The organism is Mesorhizobium sp. B2-6-1 (assembly GCF_006440475.1).
GTDB lineage: Bacteria > Pseudomonadota > Alphaproteobacteria > Rhizobiales > Rhizobiaceae > Mesorhizobium.
This window is the reverse complement of the sequence record NZ_VFUH01000008.1, coordinates 1-18973: the sequence shown is the minus strand read 5'-3', so window position 1 is coordinate 18973 and position 18973 is coordinate 1. Positions and strand designations below refer to the sequence as shown.

Annotated in this window: 16 protein-coding genes; 8 read left to right on the top strand and 8 right to left on the bottom strand. The window is 62.2% G+C overall.

The genetic code is table 11. The features are described from left to right. The first annotated feature begins 120 nt into the window (after window positions 1–120). From FJ443_RS17395 to FJ443_RS17355, 8 genes are all read left to right on the top strand, one after another. A complete protein-coding gene (locus FJ443_RS17395) occupies window positions 121–1614 on the top strand; it encodes an FAD-dependent monooxygenase (protein ID WP_140562442.1) in 1494 nt (497 codons plus the stop codon). 150 nt (window positions 1615–1764) lie between these two features. Continuing rightward, complete coding sequence (locus tag FJ443_RS17390; RefSeq protein WP_140501544.1) at window positions 1765–2499, top strand: FadR/GntR family transcriptional regulator; 735 nt, start codon at window positions 1765–1767, stop codon at window positions 2497–2499. Beyond that, on the top strand, window positions 2496–3683 hold the full coding sequence (locus tag FJ443_RS17385) for a PLP-dependent transferase (protein WP_140555370.1): 1188 nt from the start codon (window positions 2496–2498) through the stop codon (window positions 3681–3683). The genes FJ443_RS17390 and FJ443_RS17385 overlap by 4 nt, the downstream gene beginning before the upstream one ends. Window positions 3684–3712: 29 nt before the next feature. Continuing rightward, a complete protein-coding gene (locus FJ443_RS17380) occupies window positions 3713–4990 on the top strand; it encodes a sugar ABC transporter substrate-binding protein (RefSeq protein WP_140562443.1) in 1278 nt (425 codons plus the stop codon). 179 nt (window positions 4991–5169) lie between these two features. Beyond that, entirely contained in the window at window positions 5170–6093 is a 924-nt protein-coding gene (locus FJ443_RS17375) for a sugar ABC transporter permease (protein ID WP_140518289.1), read from the top strand. After that, window positions 6093–6941 carry a carbohydrate ABC transporter permease gene (locus tag FJ443_RS17370; RefSeq protein WP_140501552.1) on the top strand — a complete coding sequence of 283 codons (849 nt, stop codon included), beginning with the start codon at window positions 6093–6095 and terminating at the stop codon, window positions 6939–6941. Before FJ443_RS17375 ends, FJ443_RS17370 begins: the two co-directional genes overlap by 1 nt. 3 nt (window positions 6942–6944) lie before the next feature. Further along, complete coding sequence (gene ugpC / locus FJ443_RS17365; RefSeq protein ID WP_140665044.1) at window positions 6945–8012, top strand: sn-glycerol-3-phosphate ABC transporter ATP-binding protein UgpC; 1068 nt, start codon at window positions 6945–6947, stop codon at window positions 8010–8012. Window positions 8013–8585: 573 nt separating this feature from the next. Next, on the top strand, window positions 8586–9725 hold the full coding sequence (locus FJ443_RS17355; protein WP_140665041.1) for a hypothetical protein: 1140 nt from the start codon (window positions 8586–8588) through the stop codon (window positions 9723–9725). 288 nt (window positions 9726–10013) lie between these two features. Here FJ443_RS17355 and rpmG read toward each other — a convergent pair whose 3' ends face one another. The 8 genes from rpmG to FJ443_RS17315 all read right to left on the bottom strand — a co-directional run. Continuing rightward, window positions 10014–10181: a 50S ribosomal protein L33 gene (gene rpmG, locus FJ443_RS17350; RefSeq protein WP_006201775.1), complete on the bottom strand. Its 168-nt coding sequence runs from the start codon at window positions 10179–10181 to the stop codon at window positions 10014–10016. Window positions 10182–10333: 152 nt separating this feature from the next. After that, a complete protein-coding gene (locus FJ443_RS17345; protein WP_140656407.1) occupies window positions 10334–10792 on the bottom strand; it encodes a hypothetical protein in 459 nt (152 codons plus the stop codon). Window positions 10793–10941: 149 nt separating this feature from the next. Continuing rightward, window positions 10942–12117, bottom strand: coding sequence for an MFS transporter (locus FJ443_RS17340; protein WP_140501562.1), 1176 nt, complete (start codon window positions 12115–12117; stop codon window positions 10942–10944). 23 nt (window positions 12118–12140) lie between these two features. Next, a complete protein-coding gene (locus tag FJ443_RS17335) occupies window positions 12141–12881 on the bottom strand; it encodes an NUDIX domain-containing protein (RefSeq protein ID WP_140501564.1) in 741 nt (246 codons plus the stop codon). A gap of 73 nt (window positions 12882–12954) precedes the next feature. Further along, window positions 12955–13404, bottom strand: coding sequence for a DUF983 domain-containing protein (locus FJ443_RS17330; protein ID WP_226880329.1), 450 nt, complete (start codon window positions 13402–13404; stop codon window positions 12955–12957). Next, the gene (rnr, locus tag FJ443_RS17325; RefSeq protein WP_140665038.1) at window positions 13401–15719 is read right to left on the bottom strand and encodes a ribonuclease R; all 2319 of its coding nucleotides are present in this window, start codon (window positions 15717–15719) and stop codon (window positions 13401–13403) included. Before rnr ends, FJ443_RS17330 begins: the two co-directional genes overlap by 4 nt. A 6-nt stretch (window positions 15720–15725) precedes the next feature. Then, window positions 15726–18347: a type I DNA topoisomerase gene (topA, locus tag FJ443_RS17320; RefSeq protein ID WP_140557820.1), complete on the bottom strand. Its 2622-nt coding sequence runs from the start codon at window positions 18345–18347 to the stop codon at window positions 15726–15728. 346 nt (window positions 18348–18693) lie between these two features. Beyond that, on the bottom strand, window positions 18694–18973 hold a 280-nt coding region (locus tag FJ443_RS17315), incomplete at its 5' end, for a hypothetical protein (RefSeq protein ID WP_140528014.1).

Here is an 18973-nt window from a genome sequence, read left to right as displayed (position 1 = left end):
TGCCATCCGGCGGAGGGCGTTGCTCCTCACTTCATACATATGGCGCCCAAGGGGCTTGCTTCAAGCCCGGGTTCCTCCCGTAAAACCGCGGCCCTAGCCAATGGGAGCGGAGTGACGGGAATGCGTGCACCGACAGATGGATCGCGTCGAAATCATGCGGTGATTGTCGCCGGGGGCGGCCCGACAGGATTGATGCTGGCAGGCGAACTCGCATTGGCGGGCATCGACGTCGCCATTGTCGAGCGGCGCCCGACCCAGCAGCTGATTGGCTTGCGCGCGGGTGGCCTGCACGCACGCACAATCGAGGTGCTCGACCAGCGCGGGATCGCCGACCGGTTCCTCTGCCAGGGGCGATGCTTCCCGACCGTCGGCTTCCACATGATCCGTTTGGACATCAGCGACTTTCCCACCCGGCACAACTATCTGCTGGCGCTGCGGCAAAACCACATCGAGCGGATATTGGCCGACTGGATCAGCGAATTGGGGGTGCCGATCCATCGCGGACAGGAAGTCACGGATTTCATGCAGGACGACAGTGGCGTGGATGTGGGGCTTTCCGATGGCCGACGGATGAAGGCGCAGTACCTCGTCGGATGCGACGGTGGACGCAGCACGATCCGCAAGGCGGCGGGCATCGAATTCGCTGGATGGGATCCGACGATGAGCTGGATGATCGCCGAGGTCGAGAAGTCGGAAGAACCGCCATTGGGCTTTCGCAGCGACGCCCGCGGAACCCATGCGATAGGCAAGATCGAGGACGGCGACCGGTTGGGCATCGTGCTGACCGAGAAACAACTGATCATCGGTGGTGAACCGACATTGGACGATCTCCGCGAGGCGCTCACCGTTGTCTATGGCACCGATTTCGGCGTCCACAGTCCGACTTGGCTCTCTCGTTTCACCGATATGACGCGCCAGGCTGCCGCTTACCGCGACAGACGTGTCCTGCTGGCCGGCGACGCTGCGCATATCCATCCCCCAATGGGCGGACAGGGCCTCAACATCGGCGTGCAGGACGCGGTCAACCTGGGATGGAAGCTGGCCCAGGTCGTCAAACGGGCATCACCGGACAGTCTGCTCGACAGCTACCATGCCGAGCGCCATCCGGTCGCCGCCCGCGTGTTGCGCAACACGATGGCGCAGGTCGCGCTTCGCCGCATGGATGATCGCACCAAAGCCCTGGGCGACACCATCGCCGAACTGCTCGCCATGGATGAACCACGCAAACGAATCGCCGCAGAGATGTCCGGCCTGGGTGTCCACTACGACCTCGGGGAGGGGCACGCGCTGCTTGGGTGGCGAATACCCGACCTCGATCTGCTCACCGCCAGCGGGCCGGTGCGGCTGTTTACCTTGCTGCACCATGCCCGGCCGGTGCTGATCAACCTCGGCACGCCCGGCAGACTTGACATCAAGCCGTGGGCGGATCGGGTCCAGCAGGTCGACGCCGTGTACGACGGCGACTGGGAGCTGCCAGTTCTCGGGGCCGTCGCCGGGCCCGACGCGGTGCTGATCCGCCCCGACGGGTACGTGGCATGGGTTGGTTCCGGAAGCCAACAGGGACTGGCCGATGCGCTGACCACCTGGTTCGGGCCGCCCGCTGCTGTGGCGTAGCAGGGTCGAGGCCGGCCTGGCGCATCGCCCGCAAACGCGTGCTTGTCATGCGTTGCGAGCTTTTACGGTGCTAGGTCTCCTGACATCCCGTTGACAGGAGGTACCATCTGTGCAGAAATTGGTTGGACCATTGGACCACTTGGAACGCGCGTGGATCAAAACAGCCTGCCACCTATTCAGACGACGGCGCGTGACGACGCCGTGCTGAAGGCGTTGGTAGGCTTTGTTCGTGCCGAGGCCCTCCAGCCGGGCGAGCGGCTGCCAACGGAACGCATCCTGGCCGAGCGGCTGAAGGTCAGCCGCAACACGGTGCGCGAGGCGCTGACGCGCTGGGAAGGGCTCGGGCTGGTCGAGCGCCGGCAAGGCAGCGGCACCTATCTCAAGGCAGCCGTTTCGCCGGACATGTTGCATCTGCCGCTGACGCTTGCGGGCGGCAACGACTTCACCAGCCTGATGCAGACGCTTGAAATCCGTCGCGCGCTGGAGGCGGAAGCCGCCGCCCTTTGCGCCGAACGCGCGAGCCAGACCGATATCGCCGAAATCGAGCGCAAGCTCGACATCATGGAGCAGGCGTTCCGCACGCGCGAGGGCATGTCTTCGGAAGAGGACTGGGAGTTCCACCAGGCGATCTACAGGGTTTCCGGCAACCCGCTGTTCGAACAGATCATCGCCGCCATGCACGAATTGTTCCACCGCTTCTGGGAGCATCCGCTGGGCGTGCGCGATTTCGGCCACGCCAGTTTTCCCTATCATCGGACCATTTACGAGCGCATCGCCGCGCGCGACCCGCACGGCGCCCGCGCCGAAGCGCTCAAGCTGATCGCCACCGTCGAGGACGATCTCAAGCGCGGCGCCGCCAAACTCAAACTTTCGAGCCAGACATGAACGAGCATCCCTCAGGTTTCGATCACGACTATCTTGCCGAGGCGGCGACGCTTCTGGCGCATGACGAACCTTTCCCCGGTGGGGCGGTGGTGCCGCCGATCTACCAGACATCGCTGTTCACCTTCGCCAACTATGCCGAGATGGCGGATACTTTTGCCGGCAAACGGAAGCAGCCGATCTATTCGCGCGGCGACAATCCGACGGTGATGGAGTTCGAGGCACGCGTCGCCGCGCTCGAGGGCGCCGAGGCCGCGCGCGGCTTTTCCAGCGGCATGGCGGCGATCAGCGCCACGGTGCTCGCCTTCGTCGGCGCCGGCGAGCGCATCGTTGCGGTGCGCAATTGCTATGGTGATGCCTATCGGCTGTTCGAGCGGCTTTTGCCGCGGCTCAACATCAGGGTCGACTATGTCGACGGCTCCGATCCGGATGCGGTGGCGGCGGCCCTTCCGGGCGCCAGGCTGCTCTATCTGGAGAGCCCGACCTCGATGATGTTCGAGTTGCAGGACTTGGCTCACCTGACCCGGCTGGCGAAGGAGCAGGGCATCGTCACCACGATCGACAATTCCTGGGCGACACCGGTGTTCCAGAAGCCGATCACGCATGGCGTCGATCTGGTGCTGCATTCGGCTTCGAAATATCTCGGCGGCCATAGCGATACGGTCGCCGGCGTGGTGGCAGGCTCGGCCGCCCACATCAAGCACATCAACGAGCAGACTTATTCCTATCTCGGCGGCAAGCTTTCGCCCTTCGAGGCCTGGCTCTTGCTGCGCGGGCTGCGCACGCTGCCGCTGCGCCTGCCGCACCACATGAAGAGCGGGCTTGCCATCGCCGAACGGCTGAAGGCGCACGGCAATGTCGAGCGCGTCAACCACCCCGCCTATTCGAACCATCCGGGCAAGGCGACGCTTGCTGGTTACGCGGGGTTGTTCTCCTTCGAGGTCACCGAGGATATCGACATCCCTGTCTTCGTGGATGCGTTGAAATATTTCCGCATCGGCGTGAGCTGGGGCGGCCATGAGAGCCTGGTCGTGCCCGCCAAGGCGTCGCTGGAGCAGACGCCGGGACTGAATTCGATGGCGCGCTTCGGCGTCAGCCCCCGAACCATCCGCTTCAATGTCGGATTGGAGAATGTCGAGGACCTGTGGGCCGACGTGGCGCAGGCCTTCGAAAAAGCCAGAAAATAACAAGCCGCTTCAAAATGGGAGTCTTGAAGATGAAAAAACTGACCGCCATGCTTGCCACAGCCGCGGGATTGGCAATTTCCGCCGGAAACGCGCTGGCCGATTCGACCCTGAAAATGGTCGAAGTCATCACCAGCCCGCCGCGCACGGAGTTCCTGAAGAAGCAGATCGCCGAATTCGAAAAGGCCAATCCCGGCATCAAAGTCGAGCTGGTCTCGCTGCCCTGGGGCCAGGCCTTCGAGAAATTCCTGACCATGGTGCAGGCCGGCGATACGCCCGACGTGGTCGAGATGCCGGAACGTTGGATGGGCCTCTACGCCAACAATGCCCAGCTCGAGGATCTCGGCCCGTACATGGCCAAGTGGGACGACGCCAAGACGCTCGGCGACCGTGCCAAGCAGTTCGGCTCGACCGTCAACAACACCCAGTTCATGATCCCTTACGGCTACTATGTGAACGCGTTGTTCTGGAACAAGAAGCTGTTCAAGGAAGCCGGCCTCGACGGCCCGCCGGCCACGCTCGACGAGTTCGTCGCCGATTCCAAGAAGATCTCGGCGTTGCCCGGCAAATACGGCTACTGCCTGCGCGGCGGGCCCGGCGCCTTCAACGGCATGCACATGTTCATGAACATCGCCGCCGGCAAGGGCGGCTACTTCAACGAAGACGGCACGTCGACCATAAACGAGGAGGGCTCGGTCAAGGGCCTGCAGATGCTGGCAGACATGTACAAGCAGGGCCTGGCGCCCAAGGATGCGGTGAGCTGGGGTTTCAACGAAACCGTCACCGGCTTCTATTCCGGCACCTGCGCCATGCTCAACCAGGATCCGGATGCGCTGCTGGGTATAGCCGACAAGATGAGCGCAGACGACTTCGCCGTGGCGCCGCTGCCGGTCGGGCCGAGCGGCAAGTCCTATCCGACGCTCGGCTATGCCGGCTGGGCAATGTTCGCCAATTCGCAGCACAAGGACGACGCCTGGAAGCTGATGGCGACGCTGCTCTCGCCCAAGGACAATCTGGAATGGGCCAAGGAAGTCGGCGTCGTCCCGATCCACAACGGCGCCGACCAGGATCCGCATTTCAAGACCGAGCAGTTCAAGGGCTGGTTCACGGAGCTCAGCGACAGCGCCAAATATGAAATGGTGACGCCGCCGACGCATCTGGAGAATCTCGGCAATTTCGTCGACCAGGTGGCGATCAAGAATTTCCAGGAAGTGCTGCTGGGCCAAAAGACGGCCAAGGAGGTTGCCGACCAATGGGCCGCCTTCCTGACCAAGGAACAGCAGGACTGGATGGCGAAGAACAAGAAGTAGTTTTTCTTCCTTCTCCCCGTTCACGGGGAGAAGGTGGCCCGATAGGGCCGGATGAGAGGCGGCGCTACGTTCTGTCAGCCTGGCGCTGCCCCTCATCTGCCTGCCGGCATCTTCTCCCCGTATATGGGAGAAGGGTGCTGTCGCCTTCGCCGGCACCCACTCACCACTGTTGAGCCCAAATGACCTATGCCGTTTCCGAAATACGACCCGCCGGGAGGCCGCGCCGCAAGCGGCTGACGCACGCTGCCACCGAACCCTGGCTTTATCTCAGCCCGGCGATCATCCTGCTGGTCGTGGTGCTTTTGGTGCCGCTGGTCATCGGCATCAGCTATTCGTTCCGTAAGTTTTCGGCCTTCAAGTCGGAATATGTCGGGCTCGGCCAGTACCAGGCGATGCTGTCGGATGCCGTGCTCGGCCAGGCGCTGGTCAATACGTTGTGGTGGACGCTCTCCAGCCTGTTCTTCCAGTTCTTCCTCGGCCTTGGCCTGGCGCTGCTGCTCGACAAGCCGTTTCGGGGCCGCAAGGTGGTGCAGGCGCTGGTGTTCCTGCCCTGGGCGGTGCCGTCCTTCCTGTCGGGCCTGACATGGGCATGGCTGTTCAATCCGATCATCGGGCCGCTGCCGCACTGGCTGTTCGCGCTGGGGCTGAAGGCCGAGCCGACCAACGTTCTCTCCGATCCCTCGACCGCCATGTGGGGGCCGATCGTCGCCAATGTCTGGTTCGGCATCCCGTTCTTTGCCATCACGTTGCTGGCGGCACTGAAATCCATTCCCTCGGAACTGCATGAGGCGGCAGCGATCGACGGCGCCTCGCCTTGGCAACGCTTCACCAAGGTGACGCTGCCGTTCCTGGCGCCGACCATCGCCATCACGGTGATGCTGCGTACCATCTGGATCGCCACTTTCGCCGACCTGATCTTCGTCATGACCGAGGGCGGGCCGGCCGGGTCGACCAACACGGTGCCGGTCTACATCTATGTCAGCGCCTTCAAGTCGCTGGACAAGGGCTACGCATCGGCGGTTGCCGTGCTGCTGCTCGTCCTGCTCATTGCCTATGCGATCGCGCTGATCGCCATCCGCCGCTCCCTGGTGAGGCACGTCTGATGATTGCGGGACGCTCATCTTCGCAGCGCTTCTTCGGCGGCGTCGGGCTCTATGCGGCCATCGCGGCCTATGTGATCTTCGCCCTGTTCCCGATCTTCTGGACGCTGAAGATATCGGTTACGCCGGAACGGCTTCTCTATTCCGAAGGCATCACCTTCTGGCCGTCGCAGATGACGTTGCAGAACTTCGTCACCGTGCTCGAGGCGACCGACTTTCCGCGCTATTTCCTCAACAGCGTCATCGTCTCGGTTTCGACGGCTGCACTGGTGACTGTCATCGCGACGCTTGCCGGCTATGCCATGTCGCGCTTCACCTTTCGCGGCAAGGCGGCACTGGCGCTGATGCTGCTTTTGACCCAGACTTTCCCGCTAGTCATGGTCATTCCACCGATCTATCGCGTGATGGGCCAGATCGGCCTGATCAACAGCCTGACCGGGCTGATCATCATCTACACCGCCTTCAATACCGCGTTTGCAACCTTCCTGATGCAGTCCTTCTTCGACGGCATACCGAAGGACTTGGAGGAGGCGGCGATGATCGACGGCTGCACACGCGCGCAGGCGATGCGCCGGGTGATCGTGCCGCTGACGCTACCCGGCATGGGCGCCACGCTCGGCTTTGTCTTCACCGCTGCCTGGAGCGAACTCCTGTTCGCGCTGATGCTGATCTCCAGCGATGACAAGAAGACCTTCGCCGTCGGCCTGCTCACCTTCATCGGCAAGTTCGCCGTCGACTGGGGGCAGATGATGGCGGCGTCGATCCTGGCGCTGATCCCGGTCTGCATCTTCTTCGGCTTCCTGCAACGCTATCTCGTCACCGGCCTCACCGCCGGCGCCGTGAAGGGATAATCGATGGCTTCCGTTACGCTGGAAAAAGTCCGCAAAGACTATGGTGGCGTGCGTGTGTTGCACGCGGTCGACCTCGACATCGCCGACGGCGAGTTCGTCGTCCTCGTCGGTCCGTCCGGCTGCGGGAAATCGACGCTTCTGCGCATGATCGCCGGTCTGGAGGAGGTTTCCGATGGCGAGATCCGTATCGGCGAGCGGTTAGTCAACGACGTCGCGCCGAAGGACCGCGACATCGCCATGGTGTTCCAGTCCTACGCGCTTTATCCGCATATGGACGTGTCGAAGAACATGGGCTTCAGCCTGATGCTGAAGAAGGCAGAAAAGCAGGCGATCGACGCGCGGGTCGACGGCGCCGCCAGGCGGCTTGGGCTGGACAATTTCCTGCAACGCCTGCCGCGCCAGCTTTCCGGCGGCCAGCGCCAGCGCGTCGCCATGGGCCGGGCCATCGTGCGCGATCCCAAGGTCTTTCTTTTCGACGAGCCGCTTTCGAACCTCGACGCCAAGCTGCGCGTGCACATGCGCGCCGAGATCAAGGCGCTTCACCAGCAACTGAAGACCACATCGGTCTATGTCACGCATGACCAGATCGAAGCCATGACCATGGCCGATCGCATCGTCGTCATGCATGACGGCGTCGTCCAGCAGGTCGGCGCGCCGCTCGACCTCTATGACCGGCCGGCCAACATGTTCGTCGCCGGATTCATTGGCTCGCCCGGCATGAATTTCCTGCCGGCGAGTGTTGAGAAGGGCGGCAAGGCGGATGCAGTGCTGTCCGATGGCCAGAAACTGCGATTGCCGGATGGCCTGCCACTCAGGGAAGGCGATGCGGTTACCGTCGGTTTGCGGCCGGAGCATATAAGGCTGGCGGATGACGGCCCGCTGCAAGGCGAAGTGGTGGTGGTCGAGCCGCTCGGCCTCTCGACGCAGTTCTACGTCAAGCTGGCCGGCCAGCAGCTTTGCGTGTTCGCCATGGGCCGCGCCGGCGTGAAGCCTGGCGAGACGGTGCGGCTATCGGCCGATCCGGCGGCGCTGCATGTTTTCGACCCGAAAAGCGCCGACCGGGTAGGGTAGGGGCGCGGCCGCCGAGCGGCCACTCTGTTGCCCGCTGGGCATATTCTAGCCATACGGCCTTTTGGCGAGTCGAAACTTGCTTCACCCGGGCCAACCGCTTTGCGGAGCCACATTAATAGAAACCTCCTCCTGCCGCCATCATGTGGCGTCCTTTCATCAATCAGTTTGGTTCTTGAATCGCCGCAACGCAGCGGGGGGGGAGATTTATAATGCCTGCGAATAACAACTCCGCCGACGCTCGTATCACTGAACCATGCCGGAGAATGACCAGCCTAGGCCGGTGAACCGGTATGTCAGAAGACGGCTTCCGTCTGCCATCACGCTCGGAGACCGGAGAATTGCTTTCATACGCAGCGAAATCACGGAACAGATTCAGTCGCGAATTGACGCCTAGCGGACAGCGAGGGCAGCAGTATCAAGCCACGCTCTATCCCAGGGCGGCCGGCAAAGCAGCCTAAATCTCTTTGAACTCCACCGTCCGCGGCGGGATATGAGCTAGGCTCAGCCGTTTGGTATTCTTGATTTCTGGTCAACTGCCGCCCTACTTTGGGCCATCATCAGGGACCTAGACGAATGATCTCGGTTTGCGGATACATCGGGGCGGTGATCGGTTGGAAGGCGCTCGAAAATGCCGGCGACATCCTAGATAAGATCGGCGAGACGCTGTTTGGCGGACGTTATAAAGCGATCTACGAGGACGTCGCATCCAAGCTGCGCGCTCATACAGGCGCGGTTCCAGCAAACCACGATTTGGAGCACGCCATTCGACTCAGTGAACTCACCTCTTCACTCGTGATGGTGCGCATGTATGTCGATACGCAAGAGGCCGACCAGTTGCGGCTTGGCGGACGGCCGCCGGAGCGTCGCGCGAGGATTCAGTTCGCTAGTGCCGCGCGCCGCTATCTGCATAAGCAGATCGGATTGGGCGGGCCATTCAAGCTAGAATCCAACAAGGACGTTGTCGATGAAATAGAGACAAACTTGGACGGCGCGCTATCGGCTCGCGACTTTGCAGCGGTCCAGGCGAGTCTGGATGCAGCGTGCAAGCGCGTTCTGCGCGATCTCATCGCTGGAACGGAGCAGGGAAAGGACCAACTGGCCGTTCCTGCCGATTTCGCGTCATTTTTTCGTGGAAAGGCGACGGATGATGAGCCGGGCTGGGCTCTTATTTTCCTTGCCTTCATGCGGGAGGCATTGAAGCAAAATCACAAAGCGGAGGTCGCCTTCATCGCGTCTCGCCTTGGGTATTTGCGCAATTCGCTACCGAAACTCGAAGCCAAATTTGACCAATTTTTGCAGATAGCGAATTCGATAAAGAACGACACATCTGATATTAAAGATGATATATCTAAAATCCTAGCAATAGTTCAGAAACGTGAGTCTTACGTAATTGGTGGAATCCAATTTGAACTTCCTATTAAAATTGAAATAGCCATAAATGATCGTGGAGAGCTTATCATTTTCCACAATCGGCCATTTAACAATGATTTATCTAAACTAGAATTCAATATGGAAGAAAGTCGACTCTCTCTAGTAATGATTAAAGGATTCTCTTGTAATATACCAATACGATCTGAGTTATCTGTGTTTATGAGAAAGTCTACTCAGGCTCTAATGGTGCTTGTGAACGAGGGAGGTGGAAATCTAGTCGAGGGTGACTATGTGCCATTGCATGTCATGAAAAGGTACTTGGAACCATTTTCTTCTGGCTAGGGCAAAGCTGCATAGAGACAAATTCTCTGGATCCCTGCTGAGGCGCCGTGGCTTTTGTCGTAGAGATTTATGCGGTGACGACGCGCACGCCTTTCGCGGTTTATGGGAGCCGCTCGACAAGGCCCCTGCCTCGCGCGGGCTTTGTGACTATAGCAGCCCTATCGGCAGCGCGATCCACTACGTTGGCCGTTATGCTGGATTTGACTGCCAACCAATGAAATCAATGTTTTAGGAACAAAAAACGCCGCCCGATGGGCGGCGTTTCGGCATTTTCTCGGAAAAACCAGATTACTTGATCTTGGTTTCCTTGAACTCGACGTGCTTCTTGGCGACCGGGTCGTATTTGCGGAACGACAGCTTGTCCGTCTTGGTGCGGCTGTTTTTGCTGGTCACGTAGAAGAAACCGGTGTCGGCGGTCGACAGAAGCTTGATCTTGATGTTTGCGGCTTTGGCCATGGTATCAGTCCGTTTGTTCGTGGGGTTTTGGCCGCTGGAGCACGGGAAAACACCCGGACGCGGGAAACTTGCCGCGACACATAAAGAACGCGCCCGGAAAGTCAAGCCCGACGCGCCTTGCGGCCGTCACGGACGCCAATGCCTGTCGGCATTCATACGTGTTCCGCCTCCAGAACGATGGTTTTCTTCCAATCTTCCGTGGTGTTCCACCAGCGATTCGGATTGGCGCGGTCGTCCAGTCCCTTGGAACGGCTGGCAAGGACCGGCTGAATGCGGATCACCGGTTCCTGGTAGCTGTGCGCCTGAAAGATCGCTTCTACGACGCGCGCCGCCAATTCCTGGTCATCGGGCAGTTCGAACGAAACCTCGACCGTGCCGGGGCGGCGCCGCAATTCGGTCTCGGCGCCGGCGGCTGCGCCGTCAAGTGGTCGGTAGCGTTCGATGCCATGTGCCGACTGGTAGGCGTTGCGGTCATAATTACCCATGGCCAGCGGCGCCAGCGCCACCACCGCGTCCATGATGCGGTCGACATCCGCGGCCGGCGCCTGGAAAGTGACAAGCAGGAGCAGCGTCATCCGCAATGATGTGGTTTCAAAGCCGCTGTCGATCATCGGAGTCTCCTCAACTTCAAGTGTTTTGAGGTCTCCGTATAAACCGTGCCTACTGACACGGTTCTGTCAGCAGCCAGTCATCCGGGGTGGCCAGTTATGGGCCAGCCGGTAGTGGGCGATCGTGAATTTCGGTTTGCGCCGGTGGCGCCTTACAGGATCTTGCGGACCAGCCTGACGCTGGCAAGAACCATGTAGGCGGCGAAGAACAGGCCGAGTGACCAGCCGAAGCCAGAAGGGCCGAACGCATCCATGCCGATGCCTATCGCCTGCGGGCCCAGCACCATGCCGACACCATAGCACAGCACGAAGGCGGCATTGGCCGAAGCCAGTTCATGGCCCGAAAGCTGCGAGCCGAGATGGGCGAGGCCGATCGTGTACATGGCCGCGACCACGCCGCCCCAGACGAACAGGAGGCCCGCCATCAGGTGCCAGTTGCCGGCCAGATGCGGCATGAAGATCGTGCCGGCGAGGCCGACAGTGGCGCAGGCCAGAAGCAGATAGCGGCGGTCCGAGACGCGATCGCTGATCATGCCGATCGGGATCTGCAAGAGCACGTTGCCGAGGCCGATCATGGTGAGCAGCAAGGCTGCGTCGGCTTCGGAATAGCCGATGCGGTTGCCATAGACCGGAAACAGGGCGAAACCGCCGGTTTCGACAGCGCCGAACACCAGAACGGCGGCGGTCGCGGTCGGCACCAGCCAGATGTAGCGCAGGAAATTGCTGGTTTCGCCGTCGGATACGATCGTCGGGCTCTCGTTGCGCGCCGCCAGCACCGGGATCGCGGCCAGCGCCACCAATGCGATGATGACTCCGAACGGCCTGAAGCCGGAGCTGCCGAGATGGGCGAACAGCCACGGCCCCGCGGCAAAGCCGAGCGACAGCACGGTGGCGTAGATGCCGAGCACAAGACCTCGCCGATGCGGCGGCGCCGAGGTGCTGATCCAGAACTCCGACAGGATGAACAGCACCGTCAGCGCGATGTGCAGCACGACGCGCAGCGGAAACCACATCCAGAAATCGGGTGCGAAGTGGAAGCCGACGAAGGCCAGCGCACCGGCGGCAATCATGGCGATCATCGTCCAGGCAACGCCGAAGCGCATGGCGAGCGGCGTGGCCAGAGGGGCGCCGGCGATCGAGGCCAGGCCGGCGACTGCCGTGTTGAGGCCGATCATCGAGGCCGAATGCCCACGCGTTTCCAGGATGACGCTGAGCAGCGGCATGCCCAAGCCTATGGCAATGCCGACGACGCTGATCGACGAGATCGCCGCCACCATCGGCAGCCAGTGTACGCGCTCGTCGCCCTTTGGTTGGGTATCGACCGTCATGTTATGTCTGAATACTCGATGTTCTACAGAATTTCGCGGGTGAAGCGGTTGCGGACAAGCCGGTAGAAGGGCACGGGACCGCCCGGACGCAACAGCGGATCATGGGCGAGGCGGCTTTCCAGCTCGTCCAGGATCATCCGGGTGATGTCGGGAATGTCGGCTTCCCTGGCCTTGGCAAGCGGCAGCCAGACCAGCTCCTCGAGTTCGTTGGTCGGACCGCCGCCCGTCAGTTCGACGGCGACATCATCGCGCCAGGCGCAGAAGAAGCGGGTGTCGAAGCGGCGCACCCGGTTGGGCGGCGTGATGGCGCGCGCAATGAAGCGCAGCATGTCCAGGGCAGGTTGCACCCCATGTTCGGCAAAGCCTTGCCAATCAGACCTTGTCGTGGCGAAGGCGCCTTTGCGACCAATCAGCAGCCCGGCTTCCTCATAGGTCTCGCGGATGGCCGACAAGGCGATGGCGCGGGCACGCGCCTCGCTCGTGCGGCCGGGACCGGCGATGAGCTTTGCTTCCTGCTCGGGATGCAGCGCGGTGGCGGTGGGGATGCGGCTGTCCGCCGGGTCGGTACGGCCGCCGGGAAAAACGAACTTGCCTGGCATGAAGGCGTGACCGGCATGACGGCGACCCATCAGGACCCGCAAGTCGTTGGCCTTGCCGTCGAGCAGGATCAGGGTCGCGGCATCACGTGGACGAATCGCCCGGCCGCCATGCGTGGCCAGACCCTTGTCGATCCTGTCGACGTCCGCCTTGGTCATTCCTTCCATGCGCGGGACCTAGCGTAAACGTCTTGCATGCGAAAGTAGCCTTGACGGTTGGCATGTTGCGCCAGGCAGCACCTCAGGCACCGGGATGGGGTTCAGCCACGTCGTGTTCGCCAGCAAAACCGTGCATATAGAATGCCCATTGCAATCCGATGACGGCACCTTTCACCGGCTGCAGCAGGGCAACCGACAGCAGGATCGTCAAGGGTACCCAGATGGCGATGTGCTGCCAGGTGGAAAGGGTCGACGTCGCCTCCACGCCCATGAAGGCGCCGAGCACGATGTGGCCGACGATGACGATGACCAGATAGGCGGGCAGATCGTCGGCGCGGTGATGGTGTATCTCCTCGCCGCAGACGCTGCATGTCTCGACGGTCTTGGTGAAGCCGCGAAACAGCTTGCCTTCGCCGCAATGCGGGCAGCGGCCGAGCATGCCGCGCTTCATCGCCGTCCACAGCGGACGCGCGACCCGGCCCGAGTGATGTTCACCGCCGAAAACCTGTTCTTCCGTGCCTCTTGCCATCATCGTCTCCTGCCACGCGAGCCTGGGCGCGATTGTGACGCACGGGCGCGGCCTTTTGCCTTGTGAAACGACCTGACGGAGCCAGGCAGGGGCTTCGGGTCGGTCAACATCTCAAAGCGCATCGCGCCGGCCATCGGCGCCACTTCGACGAGACGGACCTCGACACGGTCCGCCAGCTGATAACCCTTGCCCGAGCGTTCTCCGTAGAGCGAGCGGGCCGTTTCGTCATATATATAGTAATCGCCGCCCAGAGTTGACACGGGGATGAAACCATCCGCGCCATACTGCGGCAATTGGACAAATAGTCCCGATTTGGTGACGCCGGAAATGCGGGCGTCGAAACGGTCGTCGATGCGCTCGGCGAGATAAGCGGCGATCAGCCGGTCGACCGTGTCGCGTTCGGCCGCCATTGCACGGCGTTCTGTGCCGGAAATCAGCACCGAAACATCCTCGAGCCGCGCTTCCTCCTCCTGCGTCAGGCCCCCTGGGCCTAGGCCGAGTGCGGCGATAAGCCCGCGGTGCACGATGAGGTCGGCGTAACGGCGGATCGGCGAGGTGAAATGCGCATAACGGTTCAGGTTGAGGCCGAAATGGCCGATGTTCTTGGGTGAATATTCGGCCTGGCTCTGCGAGCGCAGCACCACCTCGTTGACCAGACCTTCATTGTCGGCGCCGCGCACGCGCTCGAGAATGCCGTTGAACTGGGCGGGCCGCATCTGCGCACCGCGCGCCAGCGACAGGCCCAGGGTTTGCAGAAATTCGCGCAGCGATTCCTGCTTGGCCAGCGAGGGCGCGTCGTGGGTGCGGTACACCAGCGCCTGCTTCTTCGCCTCGAGTGTCTCGGCGGCGGCGACATTGGCCTGGATCATGAATTCTTCGATGAGTTTATGGGCATCGAGCCGTTCCGGCACGACGACGCGATCGACAGTGCCGTCGGGCTTCAGCAGGATCTTGCGCTCGGGCAGGTCGAGTTCGAGCGGCTGGCGGCCATCGCGTCCGCGCTTGAGGACCGCATAGGCATCCCATAGCGGCTTCAGCACTGCGTCGAGGATCGGCCCGGTCTTGTCGTCCGGCACGCCGTCGATCGCCGCCTGCGCCTGCGGGTAGGCGAGCTTGGCCGCCGATTTCATCATGATGCGGTGGAAGGAATGCCTGACCTTGCGCCCGTCCGCCGAGAAGGTCATGCGCACTGCCAGTGCCGGGCGATCCTGGCCTTCGCGCAGCGAGCAGAGATCGTTGGAGATGCGCTCGGGCAGCATCGGCACGACGCGGTCGGGGAAATAGACCGAGTTGCCGCGCTTCAGCGCTTCGCGGTCGAGTGCCGTGCCGTAGCGGACGTAAGCAGCCACGTCGGCGATGGCGACCGTGATGACCACGCCGCCGGGGTTCTTCTCATCGAGATCGGGCGTAGCGAACACCGCGTCGTCGTGGTCCTTGGCGTCGGCCGGGTCGATGGTGACCAGCGGCAGTTCGCGCCAGTCCTCGCGGTTGGCCATCGTCGCAGGCTTGACGGCTTCGGCTTCGGCGATGACGTCGGCCGGGAAGACATGCGGAATGTCATGTGCGTGGATGGCGATCATCGAGACCGCCTTTTCGCTGGTCAGCGAGCCCAGCACGTTGAGCACTTTTGCTCTCGGCAAGCCATAGCGCGAGGCCCGGGCGGGCTCGACCTCGACGAGATCGCCGTTCTTGGCTCCGTTCTGGAATTCCTTGTCGACGATCAGTTCGGGTTGCCGGCGCTCCACCGGCTCGATGCGGAAGCTGCCGTCCTGAAGCACCCGAAAGACGCCGAGAACGGCATCCGTGCGCTTCTCGAATATCTTCATCACCCGCCCTGTGTAGGCCGGGCCGCCCAAGGCGACATTCGTGTCGTCGGCGGGAAAGGTCTTGGCCAGCACGCGATCGCCAATGCCAGGCGCCGGTCCGCCGCCACTGCGCGACAGGCGGATGGAAACGATGGGGGGCGGTCCATTGGCGGTGTGTTCGGTGGGACGCGCCAGCAGCACGCCGTCGGCGTCGCGGTCGAAAATGTCGAGCACTGTGACATGGGGCAGGGCGCCAACGCGGGCCAGGCGCTTACGCTCCTTGGTCAGGACGCCTTCGTCCTGCAGGTCGCGCAGGAGATCCTTCAGCCAAATGCGGTCCGGGCCGCGCAGCGCGAACGCCTTGGCGATGTCGCGTTTTCCAGCGCGATCCGGATTTTCGGCGATGTAGCGCAGGATTTCGTCACGCGAGGGCCTGTAATCGCCCTTGACCTTGGCCGTTGTGTCGGCGGTGCGCGGGTCGCCGTGGGTTGTTGCGGAGATCCTGCGCGCCACGCCGTTCTATCCCTTTTTCCTGGCGGCAGGCTTCTTGGCCGCCGTCTTCTTGGTAGCGGGCGCCTTGGCCGCCGCCGCTTTGCGGAAAGGCTTCTTGCCGCCGCCGCCCTTGGCTTCCTTCTCGGCGATCAGCGCCAGCGCATCCTCCATCGTCACCGATTGCGGATCCTTGCCCTTGGGCAGCGTGGCATTGACCTTGCCGAAATTGACGTAAGGCCCGTACTTGCCGTCGCGCACGACGATCTTGCCGCCGCCGTCGGGATGATCGCCAAGCTCCTTGAGGGCTGCCGCAGTGCCGCCATTGCGGCCGCCCTTGCCCTTCAACTGCTTCTCGGCGATCACCGAAACGGCGCGGTTGAGGCCGATCGAGAACACATCCTCGATGCTGTCGAGATTGGCGTAGGTGCCGTCATGCAGCACGAAAGGCCCGTAGCGGCCAAGCCCGGCCGAGATCATCTTGCCGGTTTCCGGATGCTTGCCGACATCGCGCGGCAGGGAAAGCAGGGCAAGCGCCTTCTCATGGTCGATCGAATCGGGCGTCCAGCCCTTGGGCAAGCTGGAACGCTTGGCTTCCTTGCCGTCGCCACGCTGGATGTAGGGGCCAAAGCGGCCGCTGCGCAGCGTGATCTCCTCAGCCGTGTAGGGATCCTTGCCGAGCACCTTGGTGCCGTCCTCGCCGCCGCCATTCTCGCCATTGGGATTGGCCGCGTCGCCGAGCTGGCGGGTGAAGGAGCATTCGGGATAGTTCGAGCAGCCGACGAAGGCGCCGAACTTGCCGAGCTTGAGCGACAAATTGCCGGTGCCGCATTTGGGGCAGATGCGCGGATTGGAGCCGTCCTCCCGGGCAGGGAAAACCAGCGGCGCCAGTTCCTCGTTCAGCGCATCGAGCACATCGGTGACGCGTAGTTCCTTGATGTCGGCCACGGCGCCGGAAAAATCCTTCCAGAAATCGCGCAGAACGTCCTTCCAGGCGAGCTTGCCGTCGGAGATCTCGTCGAGCTTTTCCTCAAGCGATGCGGTAAAGTCATATTCGACATAACGCTCGAAGAAGCTTTCCAGGAAGGCCGACAGCAGCCGGCCCTTTGCCTGCGGCACAAGCCGGCGCTTGTCGATGGTGACGTAGTCGCGGTCCTCGAGCGTCTTCAGGATCGCCGTGTAGGTCGACGGCCGGCCGATGCCGAGCTCCTCCAGCTTCTTGATCAGCGAAGCTTCGGAATAACGCGGCGGCGGTTCGGTCGTGTGCTGGGTGGCGTTGATCGCCTGGCGGGCAAGCTGCTCGCCGGCGCGGATTTCGGGCAGGCGGCGGTTTTCCTCGTCCTCGGAATCATCGTCCTTCTGGTCGGTATAGGCGGCGATGAAACCGTCGAAGCGCACGACTGAACCGACGGCGCGCAACTCGGCCGTGCGCGCGCCGTTGACCGCCTCGATCTCGACCGTGGTGCGTTCGATCTCCGCCGGCTGCATCTGGCTGGCGATGGCGCGCTTCCAGATCAATTCATAGAGCCGCATCTGGTCGGCATCGAGATATTGCCTAACCGATGCCGGCGTGCGCATGAAGTCGGTCGGGCGGATCGCTTCGTGCGCTTCCTGGGCGTTCTTGGCCTTGGTCGTGTACAGGCGCGGCTTTTCCGGCAGGTATTTGGGGCCGAATTCCTTGGCGATGGCATCGCGTGCCGCGTCGATCGCCTCGGGCGCCATCTGCACGCCGTCGGTTCGCATATAGGTGATCAGGCCGGTGGTCTCGCCGCCGATCTCCATTCCCTCATAGAGGCGCTGCGCCACCTGCATCGTGCGGTTGGCCGAAAAGCCGAGGCCCGACGAGGCGGCCTGCTGCAATGTCGAGGTGGTGAAGGGCGGGCCTGGATTGCGCTTGGTGGGTTTTGCCTCGACGGACAGCGCCTTGAAGGCCGCGCCCTCGAGCATGGCCTTGATGTCGTCGGCCTGCGCCTTGTTGGCGATGTCGAGCTTTTGCAATTTCTTGCGCTCGAAAGCGGTCAGGCGCGCCTCGAAATTTTCGTTGCGCGGCGTGCCGAGGATGGCAGCGATCTGCCAGTATTCCTCGCGGATGAAGCGTTCGATCTCGGATTCGCGGTCGCAGACCAGCCGCAAGGCGACCGACTGCACGCGGCCGGCGGAACGGGCTCCGGGGAGCTTGCGCCACAGTACCGGCGAGAGAGTGAAGCCGACGAGATAGTCGAGCGCCCGGCGGGCGAGATAGGCGTCGACCAGCGGCGCATCGATCTGGCGCGGATTGGCCATCGCCTCGAGCACCGAGCTCTTGGTGATGGCGTTGAAGACGACGCGGCTGACCGGCTTGTCCTTCAGCGCGCGCTTCTGCCGCAAGACTTCCAGAACGTGCCAGGAAATGGCCTCGCCCTCGCGGTCCGGGTCGGTGGCGAGGATCAGGCCGTCGGCGTCCTTGACCGCCTTGGCGATGTCGGCGAGGCGCTTGCCGGATGCCGTGTCGACCGCCCAGGACATGGCGAAATCCTCGTCCGGTCGCACCGAGCCGTCCTTGGCCGGCAAATCACGGACATGGCCGAACGAGGCCAGAACCTTGTAGTTCTTGCCGAGGTATTTGTTAATTGTCTTCGCCTTGGCCGGCGATTCGACGACGACGACGTCCATGAGGGCTCATATCAGCTGTGATGCGGCAGAAGAATTCCGCTGCGCGCGACGAAATCTCGGTTCTGTTCGTCGCTCACATGGCCGCGCTTTTGCATCCGGTCAAGGGGAAGCGGCCAAATTGCAAGAGTGCCGGCAGCAATACACTCTAAGAGTGTATGGAGAAGATCACATTGTTGAGGGGTAACTAAGACAAATGGCTGGAGCGGTGGGGAGCGGCTCAAATTGGCGCCGATGAGGTCGCCGGCGACCCTGTGGACCGAGTCAAATGCCGCGCCAGCGCGTCTGATGCGGACTGCCAGGCGTTGAAGGCACGCCCGGCAGCAACGTCGAAGTTAAGGTGGCAGCCTTAGTCGGCCTTGACGATATGCCAGACGCCGCCGACGCCATCACCCGACACATCGCCGGCCTTCTTGTCCTTGATGAATGTGTAGACGGGCTTGCCGTCATAGGCCCACATCTTGGTGCCGTCGGTGCGGTCGACAACGGTCCATTCATCGTCCGCCTTGGCGCCGGCCTCGGCCTTCAGCGGCGGCCAGTTTGTGGCGCATTTGTCGTAGCAGTTGGTCTTGCCCTTCTCGTCCTTGTCATAGGTGTAGAGCGTCATGCCGTTGGCATCGGTGTAGATC